Origin of the sequence: Paenibacillus sediminis (assembly GCF_017873765.1) — a bacterium.
Classification (GTDB): Bacteria; Bacillota; Bacilli; order Paenibacillales; family Paenibacillaceae; genus Paenibacillus_AG; species Paenibacillus_AG sediminis.
Genome location: NZ_JAGGKP010000004.1, coordinates 26,692 through 49,787, shown reverse-complemented (window position 1 = coordinate 49,787; position 23,096 = coordinate 26,692). Strand labels below are relative to the sequence as shown.

Below are 23,096 nucleotides of genomic sequence, written 5' to 3'. Positions count from 1 at the left end.
AATCGCCAAAGAGAGAAGGTGTTGACTCATGTTTTTCAAATCGATGAACAAATCACTGCTGATTACTTTACTGGGAACTGCCCTGCTGGTCACTGGCTGTGGGGGCGCAAACCAAGGAGCAAGCGACAAAGCTGGAGCCACATCTTCAGCGACTGCCGGGAAAAAGGTCATTAACATCGGCCTGAAAGCAGATCCGCCGTCTATGGATCCGAACATTTCTACTTCACTGTATGATCGTCAAGTGTACGCAAGCTTGTACGACAAGCTGTTTGACATTGACGCTAACGGCAAAATCGTTCCTATGTTGGTGAACTCGTACGAAATAACTCCGGACGGGAAAACCTACACCTTCAAGCTGAAAGAGGGAATTAAGTTTCATGATGGCACCGACTTCGACGCGGAAGCGGTCAAATTCAATTTCGAACGAAACATGACAGCTCCGAAGTCGAAACGGAGAGGCGAATTGAAAACAGTTGACTCCGTAACGGTTGTGGACAAAAACACGGTAAAAATTCAGCTAAAAGAACCATTCGCCCCGTTCCTGTCCATCTTGACCGACCGCTCCGGCATCATGGTTTCGCCGGCAGCAGTGAAGAAGTATGGCGATGATTATCTCAATCATCCGTCAGGGACAGGCCCATTCTCATTTGTTGAGCAAGTAAAGGGCGATCATGTGACGCTGAAGCGAAATGATAATTATTGGAATGGCAAGCCAAAAGTGGATGAGGTTATCTACAAGGTATTCACTAATGGCACTGCCAAGGTGCAGAACTTGCGCTCCGGCATGCTAGACATTATCGACGATATGCCGGTCAAGGAAATTCCGGCGATCAAGGCAGACGCCAACCTGCAACTGATTGCCGAGCCAGGTATGGGTTTCCAAGGTATATACCTGAACAATTCCAAGCCGCCGTTTAACAACAAGTACCTGCGTCAAGCCGTTGACCGCGCAATCGACCGGGAAGCATTCGTGAAAGTGTTGTTCAATGGGTATGCACTGCCAGCTCACACAGCCTTTTCGCCTGGAAACATGGCTTACAGCGATCTGGACAAGGCAACCAAACCGAATCCGGGCGAAATCAAGGATCTGCTGGCCAAAGGCGGTCAACCGAACGGGTTCAGCTTTAAACTGTACATCTCCACTTCACCGGAGAACGAACAGTTCGGCGTAGTGCTCCAAAACATGCTGAAACAGTTCAATATCAATGTGCAACTGGAAAAAATGGAGTACGGCCAACTGTTGGATATAGGCGACAAGGGTGATTTCGAGGCGCTGCAACTGGGATGGTCCGGTCGTCAGGATCCCGATCAAAACATCTACGATTTCGTTGTGACCGACATGCCGAATAACGACGGTCGTATTTCTAATCCGAAACTAGACGAATTGCTTCTCAAAGCCCGGGTTGAATTAGATGAGGGCAAACGCAAAGCAATTTATGACGAAGTGAACAAAGTTATGCAGGACGAAGCACCTTATGTCTATGTATATCATCAGTATAACATGCTGGGCTTGAATAAGAAAATAACAGGCTTTAACTATGTACCAGACGGCTTGATCCGCACAGCTACATTGGATAAGCAGTAACTTTATTCATAACAGCACGAATAAGGGGGAAATTGTCATGATGTTCGTGGTCAGAAGACTATTGCTGACAATCCCGATTCTCCTGCTGGTGTCGATTATGACGTTTTCCTTGATTCACATGATCCCGGGCGATCCAGCCCGGGTCATTTTAGGACAAGAGGCGACACCGGAAGCATATCAGGCACTACGGACGGAGTTGGGATTAGACCAGCCGATCGTAGTGCAGTATTTTTCCTGGCTGGGAAAAGTGCTGCAGGGGAATTTGGGTATATCCATCACCGACCGGGTACCGGTCTCTACGTTAATCATGCAGAGACTGCCCGCTACAATTGAGCTGACAATTGGGACTTTTCTTGTTGCGATATTAATTGCGTTTCCTGCGGGCATACTTGCGGCCGTGCGGCGAGGAACCTGGATTGATTACACCAGCACCTTCGCGGCGCTGGGAGGTATGAGCATCCCCAGCTTCTGGCTGGCCATGATGCTGATCATCTATTTTGCTGTAAATCATCAATGGCTTCCTTCTTCCGGGTACGTGCCGTTTCTTCAGAACCCGACACAAAATCTTCTGGCAATGATTCTTCCTTGTGTGGCCACTGGCCTTCGTGAATCCGCCGTGCTGATGCGGATGTTGCGCTCGTCTCTTCTGGATGTGGTAAGCATGGATTTCGTCCGCACGGCTAAAGCAAAGGGATTGAACGAAGCCCGTACCATTTTGGGCCATGCGCTGCGCAATGCAATGGTGCCTGTAGTAACCACCTCGGGTCTGATGATTGCGGGCCTGTTGGGCGGTTTGGTGATTACCGAGTCCATTTTCTCGATTCCCGGTTTCGGACGCTTGATTGTGGAATCGGTATTTAAACGAGATTATGTAACCGTACAGGGAGCGATTCTTGTCTCCGCCACGCTGGTCGTAATTGTTAATTTGGCTGTGGATATCCTGTACGCTGTGATTGATCCGCGTATCAAGGCGGGGAAAGGAGCGGGCGAGTGATGAAAACGGTGAAGAAATTTTTGCGCAATGGTCTGGGTGTCATCGGGGCGCTGATCATTCTAGGATTGATCGTCGTGGCGGTGTTCGCGAATCAAATCGCGCCGTATGATCCAAATGCGCAAAACTATGATCAGGTCCTGTCGGCTCCAAGTAGTGAGCATCTTTTTGGAACAGATGACCTTGGCCGGGATATCTTCTCTCGTGTCGTGTTCGGCGCACGAATTTCCATCGAAGCTGCGCTGATTTCCGTCGGAATCGCGATGCTGATCGGTGTTCCGATCGGACTTTTGTCCGGATACTATCGCGGATTCTGGGATGAATGGATCGTGATGCGCAGCGTGGATGCGATGCAGGCATTTCCTTTCCTGATTTTGGCGCTGGCGATTTCCGCCGTTCTCGGGGCCGGCTTTGGCAACGCTATGCTCGCCATCGGGATCGGGTTCGCACCCGCCTTTATCCGTATTACCAGGGGGCAGGTACTGACGCTGCGGAACATGGAATATATTCAGGCAGCGCGTTCAGTCGGGGTAAAGGACGCACGGATTCTATTTCGCCACATTCTTCCCAACGCACTAAACCCGATCGTGATTCAGGCGACTCTGGCTATGGCGTCAGGCATTATTGCCGAAGCATCCCTTTCCTATCTGGGGCTCGGTGTACAGCCGCCGACACCATCCTGGGGAAGCATGCTGAACCAGGCGCAAACGTTATTATCCGTGGCACCATACGCGACCATTTATCCGGGAATGGCTATTTTCCTGGTTGTGCTTGGATTTAATTTGTTGGGGGACGGACTGCAGCAGATTCTAGACCCCCGCGTGCGGAAATAAAAAAGCAATAACCGATATCCTATCAAGAATAAAGGAGTGGAGCAGATGACGACCATTTTGGAAGTTGAGCAACTGAAAACCCGGTTTCGTACGGATAACGGCGTCGTCAGCGTGGTCGATGGCGTTGACTTCTCCATTCATGCCGGCGAGACGCTGGGTATCGTTGGTGAATCCGGCTGTGGGAAAAGCGTGACAAGCTTGTCGATCATGCGCCTGTTGCCTCCGAACGGAAAGATAGAAGGAGAGATTCGCTTCAACGGGAAAAATATACTTGATCTTACGGAAAAAGAGATGCAGTCTGTTCGGGGTAACGAGATTGCGATGATTTTCCAGGAGCCAATGACCTCCCTCAACCCGCTGCACACCGTGGGCAGACAAATTGAAGAAGCAATTATTCTCCATATGAAGCTGGACAAGGCTGAGGCAAAAAAGCGTGCAATTTCCTTGCTGAAGGCAGTGGGAATGCCGCGGGCGGAGGAAATCTACGAGGAATTTCCGCACCAGCTATCCGGAGGGATGAGGCAGCGTGTCATGATTGCGATGGCTATGGGCTGCAATCCGAAACTAATCATTGCCGATGAACCGACAACGGCGCTGGACGTAACCATTCAAGCGCAGATTCTTGATCTGATGCGCGAAGTCAAGGAAAAAACAGGAACCTCCATCATGCTGATTACGCATGACTTGGGAGTTGTTGCCGAGATGTGCGACCGGGTTATTGTAATGTACGCCGGCCAGGTTGTGGAAGAGACGGATGTGGATACTTTGTTTGAAAATCCAAAGCATCCGTATACGATCGGGCTGATGAATTCGATACCGGAACTGGATGATGAGCGGGAGTATCTGGATACTATTCCTGGGACGGTTCCGCTCCCCCATCAGATGCCAAAAGGCTGCCGGTTCGCCCCGCGATGCTCGCAGGCGATGGCGATTTGCCACGAGAAGCCCCCTGAACTGCTGCAATTGAATGGTCACAAATGCCGCTGCTGGCTCTATGCGGAGGAGGGTGAACAACAATGACTCCACTATTGGAAGTAAAGGGTCTACAACAATACTTTCCAATCAAGTCAGGCTTTTTGAAGAAAACAACGGGATACGTCAAGGCGGTCGACGGCATCGACCTGAAGGTGTATCCTGGCGAGACGCTGGGTATCGTAGGCGAGTCGGGATGTGGTAAATCAACGACTGGCCGGACGATCTTGCGTCTGCTGGAGCCGACTGCGGGAGAAGTCTGGTTTGACGGCAAGGATTTGGCGAAGCTGTCCAAGGAAGAGATGCGCCGCATGCGCAAGGACCTGCAGATGATTTTTCAGGATCCATACGCATCGCTCAATCCGCGGATGACGATAAAGCAGATCCTGATGGAATCGCTGATGGTGCACAAGATCGGCACAACAGCGGAACGGGAACGCATTATCGAGGAAATTATTGAAGTGGTCGGATTGCGAAAAGAGCACCTCAACCGTCATCCGCACGACTTCTCCGGCGGGCAACGTCAACGGATCGGGATCGCACGCGCGCTTGTCGTCAAGCCAAAGCTTATCATTGCAGACGAGCCGGTCTCTGCACTAGACGTATCCATCCAGTCGCAAGTTTTGAATCTCCTTAAAGATTTGAAAAAGGAATTCAACCTTACGCTGATGTTTATATCCCATGATTTGTCTGTTGTCAAGCATTTGTGCGACCGGATCGCTGTCATGTATTTGGGGCGCGTGGTGGAAATTGCCGATAAGCGGACGCTTTTTGAAAATCCGAGCCATCCGTATACGCGGGCGTTACTGTCTGCCGTGCCGGTGGCTAAGCCAAGGCAAAAACGGGAGCGCATCCTGCTGCAGGGAGATCTGCCCAGCCCGGCAAATCCGCCGAGCGGCTGTACGTTTCACCCTCGCTGCCCATACGCGACTGAGATTTGCAAAACTAAAGCGCCGAGCCTTTCAGACATTGGAGCAGGACAGCTCGTTTCTTGCCATCTAGTGCAGTCAGGCCAACTGAAGTAACGACTGGACGGGACGGAGGGACAGGATGATTTATTGGCAATTGTTTCTTGCATTTTTTCGCATCGGCATTTTCGGTTATGGAGGAGGCCCTACGATGGTGCCTCTGTTCTATACCGAGTGTGTAAAGAAATATAAATGGGTAACTGAGGAAGATTTCACGGATAATCTCGCAGTAGCCAATGCCTTGCCCGGTCCGATTGCCACCAAGCTGGCGGCCTTTATCGGGTACCGGGTGAAGGGTTGGCTCGGCGCGCTGGTGGCCAACTGCGCTGTTGTGCTTCCTGTCGTTTTACTGATGATCGGCCTGCTCGAGGTCATTTATCAATGGAAGGATGCGCCGGGCGTTTACGGCATGATCCAGGCTATCCAACCGGTCATCGCTGTTATGACGGCTGTGCTCACTTGGGAATTTTTGCAAAAGGGCTGGAAGGGCAGCAAAAACAAGAGCGGCGTGTCGATCACGCTGGCTCTGTCCCTTGTGGCACTGTTGTTCCTTAACTGGCATCCTGGCATTGTGGTCGGCATCGCTCTGGTGGTTTCGTTTGCTTATACCACCTGGGCGGTCAGAAAACAAAAAAAGGAGCGCAGTAAGGAGGGAGTATTATGATCTACCTAAAATTGTTTTGGGCCTTTTTCATCTCCAACATTTTAGGGTATGGCGGTGGACCGCCGAGCATTCCGCTCATCCAGAATGAAGTGGTGAACCACTATCATTGGATGACGGTCAAGGAATTCGGGGAAGTGCTGGCGGTGGCCAATGCCCTGCCCAGTCCGATTGCCACCAAGCTCGGCGGCTATGTGGGATATCAGGTAGCCGGGGTGCCTGGAGCTATCGTAGCGCTTTTTGCGACAATCGCTCCAACCGCGGTCGCCATGATCGCGCTGCTCAAATTCATGAACTTGTTCCGTAATGCGCCGCAGGTGAAGGCAATGACCCAGTCAGTACGCCCGATCGTAACCGTTCTTCTCGGAATTATGACCTATGAGTTTTTTATGGGAGCGCTGGAGGGAATCGGCTGGATGCAAACCTGTTTATTGGTGATAGCCTCTTTTCTTCTACTGGAAAAGTGGAAGGTTCACCCCGCTGTGGTGATTGCGGCATCCATGGGATACGGGTTTTTTTTCATCAGATAACGTCAATTTTTGAAACGGAGGAACGCAGATGAAACGCTTTGACGCTATGGAGTACCCATATGCATCAAGACGGATGACGACCTATGCAACGAACGGGATGGTGGCCACTTCTCAACCTTTGGCCGCACAGGCAGGTCTTGATATTTTGAAGAAAGGTGGAAACGCCATTGACGCCGCGATTGCTACGGCTGCCTGCTTGACGGTAGTGGAGCCGACATCGAACGGTATAGGCGGGGACGCTTTTGCCCTGGTCTGGGTGAAAGGGGAACTGCACGGGCTTAATTCAAGCGGTCCGGCCCCGAAAAGCATTTCTATTGACGCCGTAAAGGCAAAAGGTCATGACGAGATGCCTGCCTACGGCTGGACTCCGGTTACCGTACCGGGGGCGCCGGCGGCATGGGTGGCCCTGTCCAAGCGCTTCGGAAGGCTGCCGCTTACCGAGGTCCTGAAGCCTGCCATCGAGTACGCGGAAAACGGATATCCGCTCTCCCCCACACTGGCCCACTACTGGGGTGTCGCCTTCAACAAGTTTAAGCAAGTGTGCACAGGTGAGGAATTTTCCCACTGGTTCACCACCTTCGCTCCGGACGGACGCGCACCCAAAGCAGGGGAAATTTGGAAATCACCGGGCCATGCGCGGACGCTTCGTCTGATCGCGGAGACGGACGGGGAAAGCTTTTACCGCGGCGAGCTTGCCGAGAAGATCGACGCTTTTTCCCGGGCAAGCGGCGGCTTTCTGACCAAAGAGGACCTGGCTGCCTATCAGCCGGATTGGGTTAAGCCAATCAGCGTCAACTACCGCGGGTATGATGTATGGGAAATCCCGCCCAACGGTCAGGGGCTGGTCGCTTTGATGGCGCTTAACATTCTGAAGGGATTTTCTTTTGATGAAAAAGAGACAACGGAAACCTACCACAAGCAGATCGAAGCGATGAAGCTGGCGTTTACCGACGGATTACACTATATCACCCAGGAAGATAAAATGAAGGCAACTGTGGAACAACTGTTGTCGGACAACTATGCCGAGAGCCGCAGGCGCCTTATAGGTGACGAGGCGATTACGCCGGAGCCGGGCGAACCGCGCGCCAGCGGAACCGTTTATCTGGCGACTGCTGACGGGGAAGGCAACATGGTATCCTTCATTCAGAGCAACTATATGGGCTTCGGTTCGGGGATCGTGGTGCCGGACACCGGAATCGCCATGCAAAACCGGGGCCATAATTTCTCATTGGACCCTGCTCATGATAATCGCTTGGAGCCGGGGAAAAAGACGTATCATACGATTATTCCGGGGTTTTTGACCAAAGACGGCAAGGCCGTTGGACCGTTTGGCGTAATGGGCGGCTTCATGCAACCGCAGGGCCATGTGCAAGTGGTGATGAACACCATTGATTTCCATCTGAACCCGCAGGCTGCCTTGGATGCACCGCGCTGGCAGTGGATGAAGGGCAAGGTGGTGGAAGTGGAGCGCCACTTCCCGGAACATATTGCGTTAGCGCTGGCAAGAAAAGGACATCAAGTCAAATGGGCGCAGCTTGGCAACAGTTTCGGGCGCGGCCAGATCATCTGGCAAGGTGAGAACGGTGTATTGATCGGTGGTACCGACATGCGCACGGATAGCTGCATTGCGGCATGGTAATCGGAATACGGAACCAGCCAGCGACCTTCTCATTCATGAACATGGTCAATACGGCAAACAGTTTTTAAAGTTTCACGAATAAAATAAGTAAAGATAAGACCATCAGGAATACATTCCTGTTGGTCTTTTATCATTTGTACTGGTATAGCGGCAATGTCACAATGACAGAAGTGCCTTTATCAAGCTGACTTCTGATCTCGATATTTCCTCCGTGGAGCTTAACGATTTTACGTACAATGGACAGTCCGAGTCCGCTGCCGCTCGTTTGGGATGTACGAGAGCGATCTGCTTTATAGAATCGATCAAATATACGAGGGATGTCCTCTTCAGCGATGCCTATTCCGGAATCTGTGATGATGATGGTTGCATAAGTTGGAGTTGAAGTGAGCTGAATATGAATTTGTCCTTCGTTTGGCGTAAATTTAATGCTATTAGAGAGCAGATTCATCCACACTTGATTGAGCAGGTCTTCATCCCCATCGATTTCCACCTTCCGAAGGTCTGCTTCGATGTGTAGTTGCTTCACACTCCATAGCGGAACGCAAGCCGCAACAGCCATTCGTATTTGTTCGTCCAGTCCAAAGCGGGTCATGTTCAATTTAATCGTATCCAGCGATGCGAGCTTTAGCAGATTGGCGCTTATTTTTGATAACCGTTCGCTTTCTTGTTCAATAATTTGCAGGTACTTGGCCTCTTGTTCATTTGCCGTCTGGCTAAGCGCTCTTGCAAAGCCTCGGATCGAAGTAAGCGGGGTTCGTATTTCATGAGACACATTGGAGACAAACTCTTGGCGCATTGCTTCAATGCTGGACAGTTCCTTGGTCATCATATTGAAAATACGGCTCAGCTCCCCGATTTCATCTCGGCTTGTCACTTCAACCTGCACGTTATAGTCCCCTTTTGCCACTTGTTTCATCGCCTGGGATATCGTGCGGATCGGCTTAGATAACAATCTGGCCGCGACGAGAAATAGGATCGTCCCGACCACGATCGTAACAGACAACACAATCATCATCATTTGCCCGAATTGATTAATAGAATGATTTGAAGCTGGCCGTAGAAAAATAGCATAATGAACGCCATTTCGAGTGAAAGGAACGCCGACGAATCCCGGTCGATAGCCGAACTGCTTCATTCCCCGGTACGTGTTGCCAGCAAGTACGGATTGAACGATTTCATTATCAATTTGCCACCTATCATTTTGGTTGCCAAAATGTAGCTGACGACCGTCTTCCCGAATGAGCAAGATGTTGAATTGCAATTTGGACATACTTTGCAGCCAATCTGGAAGAACGTAAGCAGGCAGTTTTGATTGAATGCGCGTGATTTCGGTAGCATCTTCAATCATTCGCTGTTCGAGGAAATCAGACGCTTTGCGTTGATAAAATAGGTTGGTTAGTAAAAATGTTATAATAATGCTGACCGCGACGACGCCTATAAATGTGATCACGAGCTTCCCGTATATCGTTTTTACCATGTATTCACCTCTAATCGATAACCGATACCGCGAATGGTTTGAATACGAAATCCGAGTGATTCAGGAAAACGAGTACGCAATCTTTTAATATGAACATCTATCGTGCGCTCATCACCGTCAAAGTCCGGCCCCCAAATTTTCTCTATTAATTGATCACGCGTAAACACTTGATTTGGATAACTGGATAGCATGTAGAGCAGATCGAACTCTTTGGCTGGTATAGGAAGTGTCTGTGAACCTGTCTTTGCGAACTTGGTAGATGCTTCTAACGTAAGGGCGCCAATCGTAACGCTCTCTGATGCATAAATACGATATCTGCGAAGCAATGCCCTTACACGCATGACGAGTTCATCTGGATCAAATGGTTTGACGACATAATCATCTGTACCCAGCTTGAACCCATTAATTTTATCTTCGGATTCGCCCTTCGCACTAACGAACAGAATGGCGATATCCCCATAGTATCGACGGATCTCTTGGCATAGTTGCCAGCCATCGACATACGGCATCATTATATCCAGAATGACGAGGTCAAAGGACTCCTGCTCGAGCCATGACAATGTCTCTCTTCCATCCGCAGCAGCTCGTACTTCGTATCCTTCTTTGGTCAAGTAGAGGCGCAACAATTCGAGAATGGATGGGTCGTCATCCGCAATTAATATTTTCACCATATGTATTCTCCCATCAGACCTCATATAAAATAGATAAGTGCCTATTTAAATGATAACAACTTTTGGGCACATGTAAAATGCGCACTTTGATCATTCTAATATGAGGGATTACAGAAGGATTTAGATCACAATGAGGAGAATAAAGTGTAGAAGATTTGGATCAAGTGTCTAATTAAACCTAGGAGGAAATAAGTCATGAATCAGCAGTCCATCACGAAAATTATCGATCATACGCTTCTTAAAGCAGATGCGAGAAAAGAAGACATCATTAAGCTCGCTCAAGAAGCGAAACAATATGGGTTTGCTTCCGTTTGTGTAAATCCAACATGGGTAAGTACTGCATATGAGATTCTACGTGATACTGAAGTTAAGGTTTGCACGGTCATCGGTTTTCCTCTCGGAGCCACAACACCGGAAACAAAAGCGTTTGAAGCCAAGAACGCGATTGAGAATGGTGCAACTGAAGTGGATATGGTCATTAATATCGGTGCGCTTAAGGATGGTAATAATGAACTCGTGAAGCGGGATATCGCGGCTGTAGTCGAAGCTGCACGCGGTAAAGCGCTCACGAAAGTGATTATTGAGACATGCCTGCTTACGGACGAAGAGAAGGTTCGCGCTTGTCAGTTGTCCGTAGAAGCTGGTGCGGATTTCGTGAAGACATCGACAGGCTTCTCCACAGGCGGTGCTACGAAAGAAGATGTTGCGCTCATGCGTAAAACGGTTGGACCCAACATCGGCGTAAAAGCTTCGGGCGGGGTTCGCAGCGCAGAAGACGCAAAAGCCATGGTTGAAGCCGGCGCAACTCGCATTGGTACAAGCGGCGGAGTAGCCATTGCGAAAGGCGAGCAATCGAGTACAGCATATTAAATGACATTGAAGAGGTCTCTTTCCAAGTAATTCAGGAAAGGGACCTTTTTTCGTTATACAACAAGGAATTGTACTCAATTCTATTATTACGCATCAGATTTATCGGAATTAACTCTTTTCAAATGAATGAAAGTATGCGAGAATATTGGAAAATTAATCATAATATTGATGATACTAGGGGAGGTTTTATCTATGTCTGAAGAGCGCAAGCTATCTATTGAAACGTTAGCGGTTCATGCAGGGCAGCAAATTGATCCTACAACTCTTTCGCGAGCAGTGCCTTTATACCAAACGACATCTTATGGATTTCGGGATACTGAGCACGCGGCAAATCTGTTTGCACTAAAGGAATTTGGCAACATCTACACCCGTCTTATGAACCCGACGACCGATGTGTTCGAAAGTCGTATTGCTGCGCTCGAAGGAGGCGTAGGCGCACTTGCAACAGCTTCCGGTCAGGCTGCGATTACATTCTCTATTCTTAACATTGCCGGCGCAGGGGATGAAATTGTGTCTTCTTCTACTCTGTATGGCGGTACATACAATTTGTTCTCGACGACGCTCGCAAAGCTCGGCATTAAAGTGAAGTTCGTTGATGCAAGTAGTCCTGAAAATTTCCGTGCTGCGATTACGGATAAAACTAAAGCATTGTATGCAGAAACGCTCGGCAATCCGAAAGGGGATGTGCTTGATATTGAGGCAGTAGCTGCTATCGCGCATGAGAACGGCATACCGCTCATCGTAGATAACACGTTCCCAAGCCCTTATCTGCTTCGCCCCATTGAATTTGGAGCCGACGTTGTTGTCCACTCGGCAACGAAGTTTATCGGCGGTCACGGTACTTCGATCGGCGGGGTGATCGTTGACGGAGGCAAATTTGATTGGAAAGCAAGCGGCAAGTTTCCAGGTTTAACAGAACCAGATCCGAGTTATCATGGTGTTGTATATACAGAAGCTGTTGGGCAGGTGGCTTATATTATTAAAGCGCGCGTACAGCTGCTGCGCGATATCGGAGCATCCATTTCTCCATTCAACTCTTGGCTGCTTCTTCAAGGATTAGAGACGCTCCATTTGCGTATGGAACGCCACAGTCAAAATGCGCTTAAAGTTGCTCAGTTCTTAGAAGCTCATGAAGACGTTGAATGGGTAAGTTATTCTGGCCTACCAAGTCATCCATCCTATGAACTTGCTCAGAAATATCTAACGAAGGGCCAAGGTGCGATCCTCACGTTTGGTATTAAGGGCGGAGTTGAAGCAGGACGCAAATTGATCGAAAATGTGAAGCTATTCTCTCACCTTGCAAACGTTGGCGATTCGAAATCATTAATCATTCATCCTGCAAGTACAACGCATCAGCAGTTAAGCGAAGAAGAGCAGCACTCCGCTGGGGTGAATCCGAATCTGATCAGATTGTCCGTTGGAACGGAATCAATCGATGATATTTTATATGATTTGGAGCAAGCCATTAAAGCAAGTCAGCTCTAAGCACTGATCCCTTATAAAAAAAGGCTGTTTTCCTTTGAGTCTTTACTCTTTGAAGGAAACAGCCTTATTTTTTTAATATAGGTATATCGTTCAGAACACTTCTGTCAGCCAAATCATCGTTACAAGTCCAAGAATAAATGAGACCGTAGCCACCCGCTGATTGCCGTCGCCGTGGCTTTCAGGGATGAGTTCCTTATATACTACGAACATCATCGCCCCTGCTGCGAATGCAAGTCCATACGGTACCAGTCCGGAAATAACGGAGCTAAGCGAGTAACCAAGCATACTTGTTACAATTTCTACAACGCCGGTTAAGGTCGCGATGCCGAGAGCCTTCCAGCGATTAATATCTTGATTCACGAGGAACAGTGCAACAAGGAATCCTTCTGGAGCATTTTGCAAGCCTATTGAAAAAGCGATTAGATTTCCCAGGCTCTCCGTATTGCTGGCATAGCTGACACCGACCGATAGTCCTTCGGGAAGATTGTGGAGCGTGATGGCCGTAATGATCAGAAATGATCTTGTTTCAATGTTCAGGTGATAGCCCGTACTATTTTCGAGCTCAATATGAGGAATTTTCATTTCTAAAATAAGCATTAACATACTTCCCAGCATGATGCCGGCAAAAATAACGAACAGGTTGGATAACTCGAGAGCTTGAGGGATTAAGTTATAGACGGATGCAGAGGTCATAATACCAGCAGCATAGGCTAGTAAAATATCACGTAAACGATGAGTAACCTTTCTCATAAATAGTATCGGAACTGCCCCAAGTCCAGTGGACATGGCCGATATGAAACTGCCTATAAATGGCTCAATCATGCAGTGTAGTCCTCCGTATGATTACCTTTTTCAAAGCGTCTTTAAGTTCATACAAACTTCATTTTAAACTTTCGAATCAATATTGACATTATACGACATTATCAGCATAATTAATTTTAAATAATAATTATTATAATTAAGAAAGATCGAAATTTTAATAATTGTTATGTGTACAGATATACCCTACGGGGTTTACCAAGATCCTTGCCCATAGCAAACATTTTTATGATATAGTTTACTGTATGCAGGAAAGCTACTTTTTATTGCCAAAGGAACGATTCTTTATACTTTCTGATGCTAGCTTTGTAATCTGTATTACATTATATATGGGTCCTATCAAGTAAAATCATCTTAAATAAGAAGATCCATGAGGGAGGAATTATTGATGTACAAATCAATTATTATAGGTACTGGCCCAGCGGGATTAACTGCGGCTATTTATTTAGCACGTGCTAACCTAAATCCGCTTGTCATTGAAGGTCCCGAACCAGGCGGTCAATTGACGACAACGACAGAAGTTGAGAACTTCCCAGGTTTCCCAGAAGGTATTATGGGACCAGAGCTTATGGATAACATGCGTAAGCAAGCAGAACGTTTCGGTGCGGAATTCCGCAGCGGTTGGGTCAATAGCGTGGATCTGAGCAAACGTCCATTTAAATTAAGTGTTGAAGGCCTTGGTGAACTTGAGGCAGAGACATTAATTATTTCTACAGGTGCTAGTGCTAAATATTTGGGCATCCCTGGAGAACAAGACAATGTTGGTCGCGGTGTAAGTACGTGCGCAACTTGCGACGGATTCTTCTTCCGCGGCAAAGAAATTATCGTTGTGGGCGGCGGGGACTCAGCCCTAGAAGAAGCTAATTTCTTGACTCGCTTCGGTTCTAAAGTAACCGTGGTGCACCGTCGTAATGAACTGCGCGCATCCAAAATCATGCAAGACCGCGTGCGCAGCAATGAGAAGGTTGAATGGGCACTAAACCGTACACCCATTGAAGTGGTTACGAGCGAGACAGGCATTAAAGGACTCAAAGTTCGCAACAATGAAACAGGTGAAGAAGAAATCATTGAAGGAACTGGTTTGTTCGTTGCAATTGGACACACACCAAATACTCGCTTCTTAGGCGGCCAAATTGATACAGATGAACATGGCTATATCATCACTCGTCCTGGCACATCTGAAACGAACATTCCAGGTGTATTCGCTTGCGGCGACGTTCAGGATACACGCTACAAACAAGCGATTACGGCTGCAGGCAGCGGCTGTATGGCAGCGCTCGACGCTGAGAAATTTATTGAAAGCTTAGAACACAGCTCGGTACAAGCATAATAAATGTGCCCGCTGTCATAATAGATACTGCATGGTTGCTGACATAATTTTAGTTTGAGGTGAGAAAAATCATGGAGAACGTTGTTGTATACACAACTACAAACTGTCCGCATTGCAAACAAGTAAAAAGCTTTTTGGCAGACAAAGGCATTTCTTACGAAGAGCGCAACATTGAGCTTAACGAAGAATATGCGCAACAAGTATACGATATGGGAGTTCGCGCAGTTCCTTTAACGGTGATCGGCGACTTTAAAATTCTAGGTATGAACAAACTTCAATTTGATAAAGCACTCGCTGAATACAACGCCTAACTTATAGATAGATAAAAAAGCTGTGTCTGACACGATCAGACGCAGCTTTTTATGTATGAGATCAAATTACTAAAGATGTCTTCCTAAGCAAAAAACACGGATAAAATAATTTCAAAAGCTATGAAGCATAGAACACCAGCACCGATGAGACGCAGTCCAACTTTTTTCTTAGATTCGAATAACCGTAATATACCAAGGCTAATAAGCGGTGCGATAATAATTAAGAAGAACAGTACCGTAAGCAATAGTTCAGCTGAGATGTCTGAAATGTTGACAATGGTCATCGTCAATCTTCTCTCCAATCGTTTTATACTGTGTACAATGATGTATGTAGAGCGTATCACAATATTTCTATTATACCGAAATGAATGATTTATTTCCTTAATTTGTGAGCGTCAAATACGTCAATTTTACGTCAATTCTCAGTAATTAAAATTTCGAGATCCCATTCTATATTTATTTAAGTAAGCATATTCATACATATTGAAAACTTGTTTAAACGAATAGACAACGATGAATGGAGTATGATAGGATATTTTTGTAAACGCTTTCAGAAAAGGAGGGCTTTTCATATGTCTTATTTTGAAGTGGGTAAGATTGAATACGAGGGCAGCAAGTCGACAAATCCATACGCTTATAAATTTTACAATGCTAGAGAAGTGATTGCTGGCAAGACGATGGCAGAGCATTTACGCTTCAGTATGGCTTACTGGCACACATTGACGGCAGGCGGTGCAGATCCGTTTGGTGCAAATACATCCGTTCGTTCGTGGCATAAATATAGCGGACTTGATTTGGCAAAGGTTCGGGTTGAGGCCGCTTTTGAGTTTTTGGACAAGACAGGAATTCCCTTCTTCTGCTTTCATGATATAGATATCGCCCCTGAAGGCGACAGCCTCCGTGAATTTTATAATCATATTGATACTGTTGTAGATTTAATTGAAGAACATATGAAATCAAGCGGGAAGAAACTGTTGTGGAATACCGCGAATTTGTTCACGCACCCTAGGTATGTCCATGGTGCAGCAACAACATGCAATGCAGATGTATACGCTTATGCTGCAGGTCAAATTAAGAAAGGTCTCGAAGTAGGCAGACGTCTTGGAGCTCAGAACTATGTGTTCTGGGGTGGACGTGAAGGGTATGATACTTTGCTGAATACGAACCTTCGGCTTGAGCTCGATAATTTGGCCCGAATGCTCCAGATGGCCGTTGATTATGCGAAGGATATTGGGTTTGAAGCTCAATTTCTCATTGAACCGAAACCGAAAGAGCCAACGAAGCACCAATATGATTTCGATGCGGCAACAACGATCGCATTTTTACAAAATTACGGGCTCGATGACCATTTTAAATTAAACTTAGAAGCGAACCATGCGACGTTAGCTGCACACAATTTTGAACATGAATTGCGTATAGCTCGCGTCAACGGTATGCTCGGTTCGCTTGATGCGAACCAAGGGGATTTACTCATCGGCTGGGATACAGACGAGTTCCCTGTAAACATCTATTCTGCTACGCTCGCCATGTATGAAGTGCTGCAAAACGGGGGACTTGGGCGCGGAGGTATAAATTTTGACGCGAAGGTACGCCGTGCTTCATTCGAGCCTGACGATTTGTTCCTCGCTCATATTGCTGGTATGGACACATTCGCCAAAGGGCTTAAAGTAGCAGCAAAATTAATTGAAGATCGTGTGTTTGAGAATATTACCGAGCAGCGATACAGCAGCTTTAACGAAGGGATTGGAGCAGAGATTGTCTCGGGCAAAGCAACGCTGAAGTCACTCGCTGAATATGCTCTACATAATGAACAGCCGCGTCTTAATAAATCAGGGCGGGAAGAGCTGCTCAAATCCGTTCTCAACCAATATATTTTTACAGAGTAACGATGATGCCAATGTTTCTTTGTCAGTTAAATATTCATCTTCTGGTACATATGATAAAATAAGGTTATCTTTGGAACTCATGATAAGTTCGGATTATATAGCGATTTGTCCGCATATAAATAGAAGACATCGTTTAAAGAGGAGGCGGAAATGGCTGTGCTCAAGCATCGTTATAGGCTGCTTAAGTTAGTAATTGCAGGATCTTTACTAACAGCGGTGTTACCGACAACGCTTCAATGGAGTCAGGTGTATGCGGCCACAAGTACAGGGGCTCTCAAGACACCGGGCGAAATTCAGCAGAAGTTGATCGCCGGACTTACCTTGCGTAACCATATCATTACTTTTAAATATAAAGGAAGTACAGATAAGCTGAAATCTGTTCTAGATAAGGCGCTTCAAGCTGCGCTCGAGAGCGATCCGTATACGATGTATATTTTAGATCGCTATTCCTTCCAATGGCAAGGAACGTCGATGTCTGTAAATGTGACCGTTGATCTTACCTACCGAGAGACGAAGGAACAGACAGATTACGTGGATTCACAAGTGAAGAGCATCCTCAAAGAGCTGATCAAACCGGGAATGAACGATCACGAGAAGGTGAAAGTCATTCATGATTGGGTCGTCTTGCATTTAAAATATGATGAGAGCATGGACTACTACACTGCATATGAAGGATTGAAGACGGGAAGGGCAGTCTGCCAAGGTTACTCACTCCTTACTTACAAAATGCTGAAAAGCGCAGGAATTACGAATATAATAGTGGAAGGACAGGCTGGAGGCCAGCTTCACGCTTGGAACTTAGTTCTTCTCGGCGGCAAGTGGTACCATCTGGACACGACTTGGGACGATCCGCTCCCAGATCAGGGCGAAGTTCACACTGCCTATTATTTGCGAACAGATGTACAGATGAAGAAGGATCACAGCTGGACGAAAACATATCCTCCCGCGGTTACTTTGTACCGAGAAACGTTAAGTGCACTTATTTGGCAGGATCAGAGCAAGAGTGCTTTTTATACGAAACTAGAGAAACAATTAGGCTATAATTTTTATCTCGAGAGTGAAATCGTAAGTACATCCGCTCAGTTAAACGAAAAGGTGACTGCGGCTGTAAAAGCAGGAGATCGTAAACTCACCTTTCGGTACGACGGGTCCAAGAGCAGTCTGGAGCAAGATTTGCAGAAGCTCTATAACTTAGGCTTAAACCAAATTAAATATAGTATGAGCCCGTTTGAAGATACGGGTGATTGGATGGTAGAAATCGAATGGACAAAATAACTGGAAAAACAATGACTCCGCCTTGATCAATCCCTTGGCCTCATAACTTACTAATCAGAAAACTAAGGGGAACGATAATTAAATATGCTGAAGAAGTCATTCTACTATTTATGGGGAACGCAGACTATTTCTAACGCAGCGGATGTCGTTTATATTATGGCGCTTACCTATTTGGTATTAGACCAGACGAACTCGGCGCTCGCAGCGGTACTTGTGCCATTTTTCCGAGTGGCGTCACAGACAATAAGCGGTTTACTAGCTCCGCTTCTCGTATCTAAATATCAACTGCCGCTTTTGCTCTTCGGCTCACAGCTCGGCCAGTTTATATTGTTTGGCGGGCTCACGATTTATTTGATCTTGGTACCGAAAGGGCATAATTTCTATTTTGTGTTTACGATCGTATTCTTCATGTCGTTTCTAGATGGCTGGACCACACCGGCGCGAAATGCGCTCGTTCCTCGGCTTGCTGAAGGAAAAGGACTGCTGAAGGCCAATGGCCTTATTTCGACAACCGATCAAATTGTACAATGTGCTGGCTGGGGGCTAAGCGGAATACTTGTTGCTGTACTTGGTTCGGCACATACGTTGTTGTTATCTCTAGCTCTGTATGGGGTAGCGATGGCATTTACGATGTTGATTAAAGACCCTACCGAGAGCAATAGTAATTATTTTCGTCATTTCAAGACATCCTCTTTTGAATCGGTAATCGAAAGAGAGAAAGCAAGACCCTCTCGCTGGCATATAATGAAGGAAGGCTGGATAGCTCTTTGGCATCATCCGAGACTCCGTACCTTAACTTTCATGGATGCAATTGATATGCTGGGCGGTTCCATTTGGGTAGGCTCATTCACATTGCTTTTTGTTACGACTAGACTGAATGAAGGTACAGAATGGTGGGGCTTTATTAACTCTGCTTATTTTGCCGGTACAATTGGCGGGGGCTTATTCGTCGTTACGATGGTTAACCGGCTAGAAAAGCGAGTGTTTACAGCAATGGTGACAGGGATGATTGTGTATGTCATACTGACAGTGCTTTATGCTCTGAATACGCATCCCTATATGGCGCTGGTGCTTATTCTGTTAACAGGTCCAGTTACGGAGCTGTCCGCTATTTCAAGAAGGACGTTAATTCAGCGGTCTGTGCACAAAGATTTGCTGCCGAAAGTGCTGTCAGCTCAGTCGACATTAACTAATTTCATTTTTATTATTTCATTGTTATTTATGGCATGGCTTGCGGATAAAATCGGCATTGTTCATATTTATTTGCTTGGGGCAGGGATCAGCTTGTCAGCTGCGACGGTTGGTCTGCTGCACCGAAAGTCGTTCACTGAGCAATCGCCACTCAAAGTACCTATTACCGATACAAAATAGTAAGTACACAAAAGAGCTTATAGCGGTATCCTGTCAAGGATTGCTATAAGCTCTTTTTATCAAATTATCTATTGTGAGGGTTCAAGTCGCACTCATTCAGCGGGATGATTTTTGATTGATGCTTGAATTTGTATCCGAGCCAAATGACAAGGAAGAGCGGAATGCTAATGTACGAAGCGATAACGCCGTACCAATCAATTTTGCCTCCCGTAAATGCGCCTAAGTTCTGACCAATAATCACAATCATACAAAGTACAAAGGCAAAGATCGGGCCGAATGGGAACCAACGTGCTTTGTAGTGCAGTTCATCAAGAGAATGTCCTTGTGCGATGAACGCTTTGCGGAAACGATAGTGGCTGATCGCAATCCCAAGCCATGTAATAAATCCGCACATTCCTGAAGCATTTAACAGCCATGTATAGACAACGCCATCCCCGAAGAACGAAGCGAGGAAGGCGAGCATGCCGATGGCACCTGTAACGAGCAAAGAATTCATCGGAATGCCTCGTTTGTTCACCTTAGCGAGAAATTGCGGTGCTTTTCCTTCCTTCGCGAGCGCATACAGCATCCGAGAGGATGCGTACATGCCAGAGTTGCCGGCAGACAGAACGGAAGTCAGGATGACAGCGTTCATGACGGAAGCGGCGAACGCAAGCCCAGCTTTTTCGAAGACTAAAGTAAATGGACTAACACCTATACTTTCAATATCACTGCGAATCAGATTCGGATTTGTATAAGGAATAATAAGACTGATTACCGTAATCGCTAAAATATAAAATATTAAAATACGCCAGAACACTTGGCGAATGGCACGCGGCACATTTTTGTTCGGAGCTTCACTCTCACCTGCGGCTACCCCAACAAGCTCGGTACCTTGGAATGAGAATCCTGCTGCCATAAAGACGCCAAGGAAGGCGAAGAAGCCGCCGTTAAATGGAGCATTGCCCACTGTAAAGTTCGTAAATCCAACGGATTTACCGCCAATAATACCAAAGATCATGAGCACGCCAACGGTAAGGAATATTATAACCGTTGCGACTTTAATAATGGAAAACCAGTATTCAGATTCGCCGTAGCCTTTTACTGATAAAATATTAAGACCGAACAGCAATACTAAAAACAATACACTCCACAGGAAAGAGGAGCTATGCGGGAACCAATATTTGATGATGAGTGTCGCCGCAGACAGCTCGGCGGCAATCGTAATGGCCCAGTTATACCAGTAGTTCCAGCCCATCGCAAAGCCGAGTGACGGATCAACAAAACGTGTAGCGTAAGTGCTGAATGATCCGGAATCCGGCATATAGGTTGCTAATTCACCCAGACTTGTCATCAAGAAATAAACCATAATTCCTACTGCGACATATGCCAGCAGCGCGCCGCCAGGTCCGGCTGAAGCAATAGCTCCGCCGCTTGCAAGAAAGAGCCCAGTTCCGATCGAACCGCCCAGCGCGATCATGGTCATGTGCCGGGCTTTAAGACCTTGTCTTAAAGTGGACTTGTTGTTACTGCGTACTTGCATTCTATATAATCCTCCTTTAGAAATCCACTTCTATGGAAGAGGGCATAAAAAAGACCGCAGGCATTGGAACCAGCGGTCTGATCATTCTCGATCTATATTACCGCACCATACCTTCCACGAAAAGATAGCACAACACGAACGCCCCGGTATATTTAGACGTTCGTGACAGTTCTGTCCCTTTCGGTAACAGCCCCAGCATGTATAGTTAGAGTCACCTATACACACTTCGGCGGTGGTGCCTTTCAGCTCGGGATTACAGACAGCTCTAATGTCTACTCCGTGCGTACTCTTCACAACCGCGACCTCTACCTCATCTTGTTTAGTATGATGAGGTTGAATATGAAATTATTTAATACAGTTTCCAAGTATAAATGAAACAGGATGAAAAGCGCAATGTATTTTTCATAACAATTTCTTCCTTGTTATGAATTGCCGTTCTCACGCCGTTTCGCCATTTGCTGCCACACCGTTCCTGCAGCCTGTTCACCGGTGCGAATGCGTTCAAGCGCCATCTTGGCTTGCAAACTTACTTCAAATTCAGGATCCTCGGCTGCTTTCTCGAGCGCTTGCTCTGCTTCATCGGTTCCCACTTCATATAGGAACCGTGCTGCACGCCAGCGGACAAGCTTGCTACTGTCGAATAATGCTTCCATCATCGGACCAGTAGCAATCGGATCCCCGATGTCGGATAACGTATCGCCAGCTGTTCGGCGAACGGCAGGGGATTCATCCTTGAGCGCTTCAAAGAGCAGCTTCATTGCTTCTTCTGTCCGCAAATCACCAAGGTACACGACAGCGAGGCGGCGAATTTGCAGCTTCGGATCGTGCAGAGCTTTCTCAATCAGCGGCAGGCGCTCTGGAGTAGGCTTCATCATTTCGAGGGCAGCATAACGAATACGCCAGTCATCACTTTGCAGACGTTCTGCTAATTCGTCGTCACTTAGTTCACGCCGCTCTTCGATAAATTCTTCATTGCTTGCGCCATGCGCAATGGCTTGCTGGGTGATCTTCTTAAGACGTTCTTCAGGAAAAGCAGCCTCCAGCTCTTGCTCTACTTCACGCGCAATGTCTGCAAGCTCTCCATATCGAACACCGTAGTCGACTAGCTTACGTTCCTTAATGAGCGTGGCGCTGGCAACTTCCGTTACTGCTTTCGTAAATCGATCTGACAAGGCGATACGCTCTTCTTGATTGCCAGATTTCACACGGATTTGCATGGGGATTCCGCGGAAAAATTGCACAAGTACTTCAGCTTCTCCGAAATGCTCAGCGTTATTTAGATCTTCTTCGGACCAAGAAGTATCAAGCCCTTCTTGACCGAACTGCTCCTGCACTTCAGCTAATATGGCAGACCAATCCGCACCCCCTTTACGGTCAAGCGCTACGAAATCGGCTGTATGAAATACGCTCTTTACCCCATTAATGTGCAGCATTCGCCGAATCCATGGCGGAGCGGATCGTTCATTATCTAATGTATATGTTTTGCGTACTCCAGGAGCTGCGGTTTCGTCTAGATGCAGCTTCATCGTATTTGGGCTTGGAGTCGGTTCTATGGATATAAGTTTCATGGCTGAGTAACAACCTCCTTTATACCTCTTATTTTACCTCATTTTGTGAAATGCGAAAATTATCCTCTCATTTCCAGTCGTTCCTTTTTTAGAGCAAGCATAAAACAATTGAGAAATTGCAATCTTAAGATTGACATGTTGATTTAACATTTTTTCGTAATTGAACCTTCAATGACTATACAAATTTATTGTGAAAATCATCACAAAAAAAGATAAAGATAAAATACAAAGCTCTTACAGGGGAGGTCGAATGTTATATGCAAAGCCATAAGAAACAAGAGAGAACTCTTATCATCGTCTGTGTCGTCGTGGCCATTGTGATGCTTTATGCG

The 23,096-nt window shown here is 46.8% G+C and carries 21 protein-coding genes and 1 riboswitch; of the genes, 15 read left to right on the top strand and 6 right to left on the bottom strand.

The genetic code is table 11. The features are described 5' to 3' along the window. The first annotated feature begins 28 nt into the window (after positions 1 to 28). The 8 genes from J2Z20_RS10050 to J2Z20_RS10015 are packed head-to-tail and all read left to right on the top strand — an operon-like array spanning position 29 to position 8,179. Positions 29 to 1,585, top strand: coding sequence for an ABC transporter substrate-binding protein (locus J2Z20_RS10050; protein WP_209849062.1), 1,557 nt, complete (start codon positions 29 to 31; stop codon positions 1,583 to 1,585). A gap of 37 nt (positions 1,586 to 1,622) precedes the next feature. Then, positions 1,623 to 2,579 carry an ABC transporter permease gene (locus J2Z20_RS10045; protein WP_209849060.1) on the top strand — a complete coding sequence of 319 codons (957 nt, stop codon included), beginning with the start codon at positions 1,623 to 1,625 and terminating at the stop codon, positions 2,577 to 2,579. Then, positions 2,579 to 3,409: an ABC transporter permease gene (locus J2Z20_RS10040; protein WP_209849058.1), complete on the top strand. Its 831-nt coding sequence runs from the start codon at positions 2,579 to 2,581 to the stop codon at positions 3,407 to 3,409. The genes J2Z20_RS10045 and J2Z20_RS10040 overlap by 1 nt, the downstream gene beginning before the upstream one ends. A 45-nt stretch (positions 3,410 to 3,454) precedes the next feature. After that, positions 3,455 to 4,429, top strand: coding sequence for an ABC transporter ATP-binding protein (locus J2Z20_RS10035; protein WP_209849055.1), 975 nt, complete (start codon positions 3,455 to 3,457; stop codon positions 4,427 to 4,429). Beyond that, positions 4,426 to 5,406, top strand: a complete 981-nt coding sequence (locus J2Z20_RS10030) for an ABC transporter ATP-binding protein (RefSeq protein ID WP_209849052.1) — start codon at positions 4,426 to 4,428, stop codon at positions 5,404 to 5,406. The genes J2Z20_RS10035 and J2Z20_RS10030 overlap by 4 nt, the downstream gene beginning before the upstream one ends. A 25-nt stretch (positions 5,407 to 5,431) precedes the next feature. Next, positions 5,432 to 6,013 carry a chromate transporter gene (locus J2Z20_RS10025; RefSeq protein WP_209849049.1) on the top strand — a complete coding sequence of 194 codons (582 nt, stop codon included), beginning with the start codon at positions 5,432 to 5,434 and terminating at the stop codon, positions 6,011 to 6,013. Next, entirely contained in the window at positions 6,010 to 6,540 is a 531-nt protein-coding gene (locus J2Z20_RS10020) for a chromate transporter (protein WP_209849046.1), read from the top strand. Before J2Z20_RS10025 ends, J2Z20_RS10020 begins: the two co-directional genes overlap by 4 nt. 28 nt (positions 6,541 to 6,568) lie before the next feature. Continuing rightward, positions 6,569 to 8,179 (top strand): gamma-glutamyltransferase family protein, encoded by a 1,611-nt coding sequence (locus J2Z20_RS10015; protein WP_209849043.1) that lies wholly within the window; start codon positions 6,569 to 6,571, stop codon positions 8,177 to 8,179. 130 nt (positions 8,180 to 8,309) lie between these two features. Here J2Z20_RS10015 and J2Z20_RS10010 read toward each other — a convergent pair whose 3' ends face one another. Then, complete coding sequence (locus J2Z20_RS10010) at positions 8,310 to 9,656, bottom strand: sensor histidine kinase (protein WP_209849040.1); 1,347 nt, start codon at positions 9,654 to 9,656, stop codon at positions 8,310 to 8,312. Then, entirely contained in the window at positions 9,650 to 10,327 is a 678-nt protein-coding gene (locus J2Z20_RS10005; RefSeq protein WP_209849037.1) for a response regulator transcription factor, read from the bottom strand. Before J2Z20_RS10005 ends, J2Z20_RS10010 begins: the two co-directional genes overlap by 7 nt. A 195-nt stretch (positions 10,328 to 10,522) precedes the next feature. Between J2Z20_RS10005 and deoC the strand changes: the two genes are divergently transcribed. Further along, complete coding sequence (gene deoC, locus J2Z20_RS10000; RefSeq protein WP_209849034.1) at positions 10,523 to 11,197, top strand: deoxyribose-phosphate aldolase; 675 nt, start codon at positions 10,523 to 10,525, stop codon at positions 11,195 to 11,197. 192 nt (positions 11,198 to 11,389) lie between these two features. Then, positions 11,390 to 12,682 (top strand): homocysteine synthase, encoded by a 1,293-nt coding sequence (locus J2Z20_RS09995; RefSeq protein WP_209849029.1) that lies wholly within the window; start codon positions 11,390 to 11,392, stop codon positions 12,680 to 12,682. A gap of 90 nt (positions 12,683 to 12,772) precedes the next feature. Here the strand turns inward: J2Z20_RS09995 and J2Z20_RS09990 are convergent, their stop codons facing one another. Further along, positions 12,773 to 13,504 carry a ZIP family metal transporter gene (locus J2Z20_RS09990; RefSeq protein ID WP_209849026.1) on the bottom strand — a complete coding sequence of 244 codons (732 nt, stop codon included), beginning with the start codon at positions 13,502 to 13,504 and terminating at the stop codon, positions 12,773 to 12,775. Positions 13,505 to 13,889: 385 nt separating this feature from the next. Between J2Z20_RS09990 and trxB the strand changes: the two genes are divergently transcribed. Together trxB and J2Z20_RS09980 are read left to right on the top strand one after the other, a co-directional pair. Continuing rightward, positions 13,890 to 14,831 carry a thioredoxin-disulfide reductase gene (gene trxB, locus J2Z20_RS09985; protein WP_209849023.1) on the top strand — a complete coding sequence of 314 codons (942 nt, stop codon included), beginning with the start codon at positions 13,890 to 13,892 and terminating at the stop codon, positions 14,829 to 14,831. Positions 14,832 to 14,902: 71 nt separating this feature from the next. Continuing rightward, complete coding sequence (locus J2Z20_RS09980; RefSeq protein WP_209849020.1) at positions 14,903 to 15,142, top strand: glutaredoxin family protein; 240 nt, start codon at positions 14,903 to 14,905, stop codon at positions 15,140 to 15,142. Between the two features lie 83 nt (positions 15,143 to 15,225). Here J2Z20_RS09980 and J2Z20_RS09975 read toward each other — a convergent pair whose 3' ends face one another. Then, the gene (locus J2Z20_RS09975) at positions 15,226 to 15,426 is read right to left on the bottom strand and encodes a hypothetical protein (RefSeq protein ID WP_209849018.1); all 201 of its coding nucleotides are present in this window, start codon (positions 15,424 to 15,426) and stop codon (positions 15,226 to 15,228) included. Positions 15,427 to 15,714: 288 nt separating this feature from the next. On the opposite strand from J2Z20_RS09975, the gene xylA reads away from it, so the two are divergent. The 3 genes from xylA to J2Z20_RS09960 all read left to right on the top strand — a co-directional run bounded on the left by xylA (position 15,715) and on the right by J2Z20_RS09960 (position 19,674). After that, on the top strand, positions 15,715 to 17,028 hold the full coding sequence (xylA, locus tag J2Z20_RS09970) for a xylose isomerase (RefSeq protein ID WP_209849015.1): 1,314 nt from the start codon (positions 15,715 to 15,717) through the stop codon (positions 17,026 to 17,028). 150 nt (positions 17,029 to 17,178) lie between these two features. Next, positions 17,179 to 18,303: a transglutaminase domain-containing protein gene (locus J2Z20_RS09965; protein WP_209849011.1), complete on the top strand. Its 1,125-nt coding sequence runs from the start codon at positions 17,179 to 17,181 to the stop codon at positions 18,301 to 18,303. An 84-nt stretch (positions 18,304 to 18,387) separates the two neighbouring features. Continuing rightward, a complete protein-coding gene (locus J2Z20_RS09960; protein WP_209849008.1) occupies positions 18,388 to 19,674 on the top strand; it encodes an MFS transporter in 1,287 nt (428 codons plus the stop codon). A gap of 64 nt (positions 19,675 to 19,738) precedes the next feature. Here J2Z20_RS09960 and J2Z20_RS09955 read toward each other — a convergent pair whose 3' ends face one another. Further along, a complete protein-coding gene (locus J2Z20_RS09955) occupies positions 19,739 to 21,196 on the bottom strand; it encodes an amino acid permease (RefSeq protein WP_209849005.1) in 1,458 nt (485 codons plus the stop codon). A gap of 117 nt (positions 21,197 to 21,313) precedes the next feature. Continuing rightward, positions 21,314 to 21,512: riboswitch (Lysine riboswitch) on the bottom strand. A 106-nt stretch (positions 21,513 to 21,618) separates the two neighbouring features. Next, on the bottom strand, positions 21,619 to 22,764 hold the full coding sequence (locus J2Z20_RS09950; RefSeq protein ID WP_209849002.1) for a conserved virulence factor C family protein: 1,146 nt from the start codon (positions 22,762 to 22,764) through the stop codon (positions 21,619 to 21,621). Between the last annotated feature and the right edge of the window lie 332 nt (positions 22,765 to 23,096).

Excerpts from the sequence above, each read along its gene's own strand:
- J2Z20_RS10050 (WP_209849062.1), top strand. The coding sequence starts at position 29 with ATGTTTTTCAAATCGATGAACAAATCACTGCTGATTACTTTACTGGGA.
- J2Z20_RS10045 (WP_209849060.1), top strand. The coding sequence starts at position 1,623 with ATGATGTTCGTGGTCAGAAGACTATTGCTGACAATCCCGATTCTCCTG.
- J2Z20_RS10040 (WP_209849058.1), top strand. The coding sequence starts at position 2,579 with ATGAAAACGGTGAAGAAATTTTTGCGCAATGGTCTGGGTGTCATCGGG.
- J2Z20_RS10035 (WP_209849055.1), top strand. The coding sequence starts at position 3,455 with ATGACGACCATTTTGGAAGTTGAGCAACTGAAAACCCGGTTTCGTACG.
- J2Z20_RS10030 (WP_209849052.1), top strand. The coding sequence starts at position 4,426 with ATGACTCCACTATTGGAAGTAAAGGGTCTACAACAATACTTTCCAATC.
- J2Z20_RS10025 (WP_209849049.1), top strand. The coding sequence starts at position 5,432 with ATGATTTATTGGCAATTGTTTCTTGCATTTTTTCGCATCGGCATTTTC.
- J2Z20_RS10020 (WP_209849046.1), top strand. The coding sequence starts at position 6,010 with ATGATCTACCTAAAATTGTTTTGGGCCTTTTTCATCTCCAACATTTTA.
- J2Z20_RS10015 (WP_209849043.1), top strand. The coding sequence starts at position 6,569 with ATGAAACGCTTTGACGCTATGGAGTACCCATATGCATCAAGACGGATG.
- J2Z20_RS10010 (WP_209849040.1), bottom strand. The coding sequence starts at position 9,656 with ATGGTAAAAACGATATACGGGAAGCTCGTGATCACATTTATAGGCGTC.
- J2Z20_RS10005 (WP_209849037.1), bottom strand. The coding sequence starts at position 10,327 with ATGGTGAAAATATTAATTGCGGATGACGACCCATCCATTCTCGAATTG.
- deoC (WP_209849034.1), top strand. The coding sequence starts at position 10,523 with ATGAATCAGCAGTCCATCACGAAAATTATCGATCATACGCTTCTTAAA.
- J2Z20_RS09995 (WP_209849029.1), top strand. The coding sequence starts at position 11,390 with ATGTCTGAAGAGCGCAAGCTATCTATTGAAACGTTAGCGGTTCATGCA.
- J2Z20_RS09990 (WP_209849026.1), bottom strand. The coding sequence starts at position 13,504 with ATGATTGAGCCATTTATAGGCAGTTTCATATCGGCCATGTCCACTGGA.
- trxB (WP_209849023.1), top strand. The coding sequence starts at position 13,890 with ATGTACAAATCAATTATTATAGGTACTGGCCCAGCGGGATTAACTGCG.
- J2Z20_RS09980 (WP_209849020.1), top strand. The coding sequence starts at position 14,903 with ATGGAGAACGTTGTTGTATACACAACTACAAACTGTCCGCATTGCAAA.
- J2Z20_RS09975 (WP_209849018.1), bottom strand. The coding sequence starts at position 15,426 with ATGACCATTGTCAACATTTCAGACATCTCAGCTGAACTATTGCTTACG.
- xylA (WP_209849015.1), top strand. The coding sequence starts at position 15,715 with ATGTCTTATTTTGAAGTGGGTAAGATTGAATACGAGGGCAGCAAGTCG.
- J2Z20_RS09965 (WP_209849011.1), top strand. The coding sequence starts at position 17,179 with ATGGCTGTGCTCAAGCATCGTTATAGGCTGCTTAAGTTAGTAATTGCA.
- J2Z20_RS09960 (WP_209849008.1), top strand. The coding sequence starts at position 18,388 with ATGCTGAAGAAGTCATTCTACTATTTATGGGGAACGCAGACTATTTCT.
- J2Z20_RS09955 (WP_209849005.1), bottom strand. The coding sequence starts at position 21,196 with ATGCAAGTACGCAGTAACAACAAGTCCACTTTAAGACAAGGTCTTAAA.
- J2Z20_RS09950 (WP_209849002.1), bottom strand. The coding sequence starts at position 22,764 with ATGAAACTTATATCCATAGAACCGACTCCAAGCCCAAATACGATGAAG.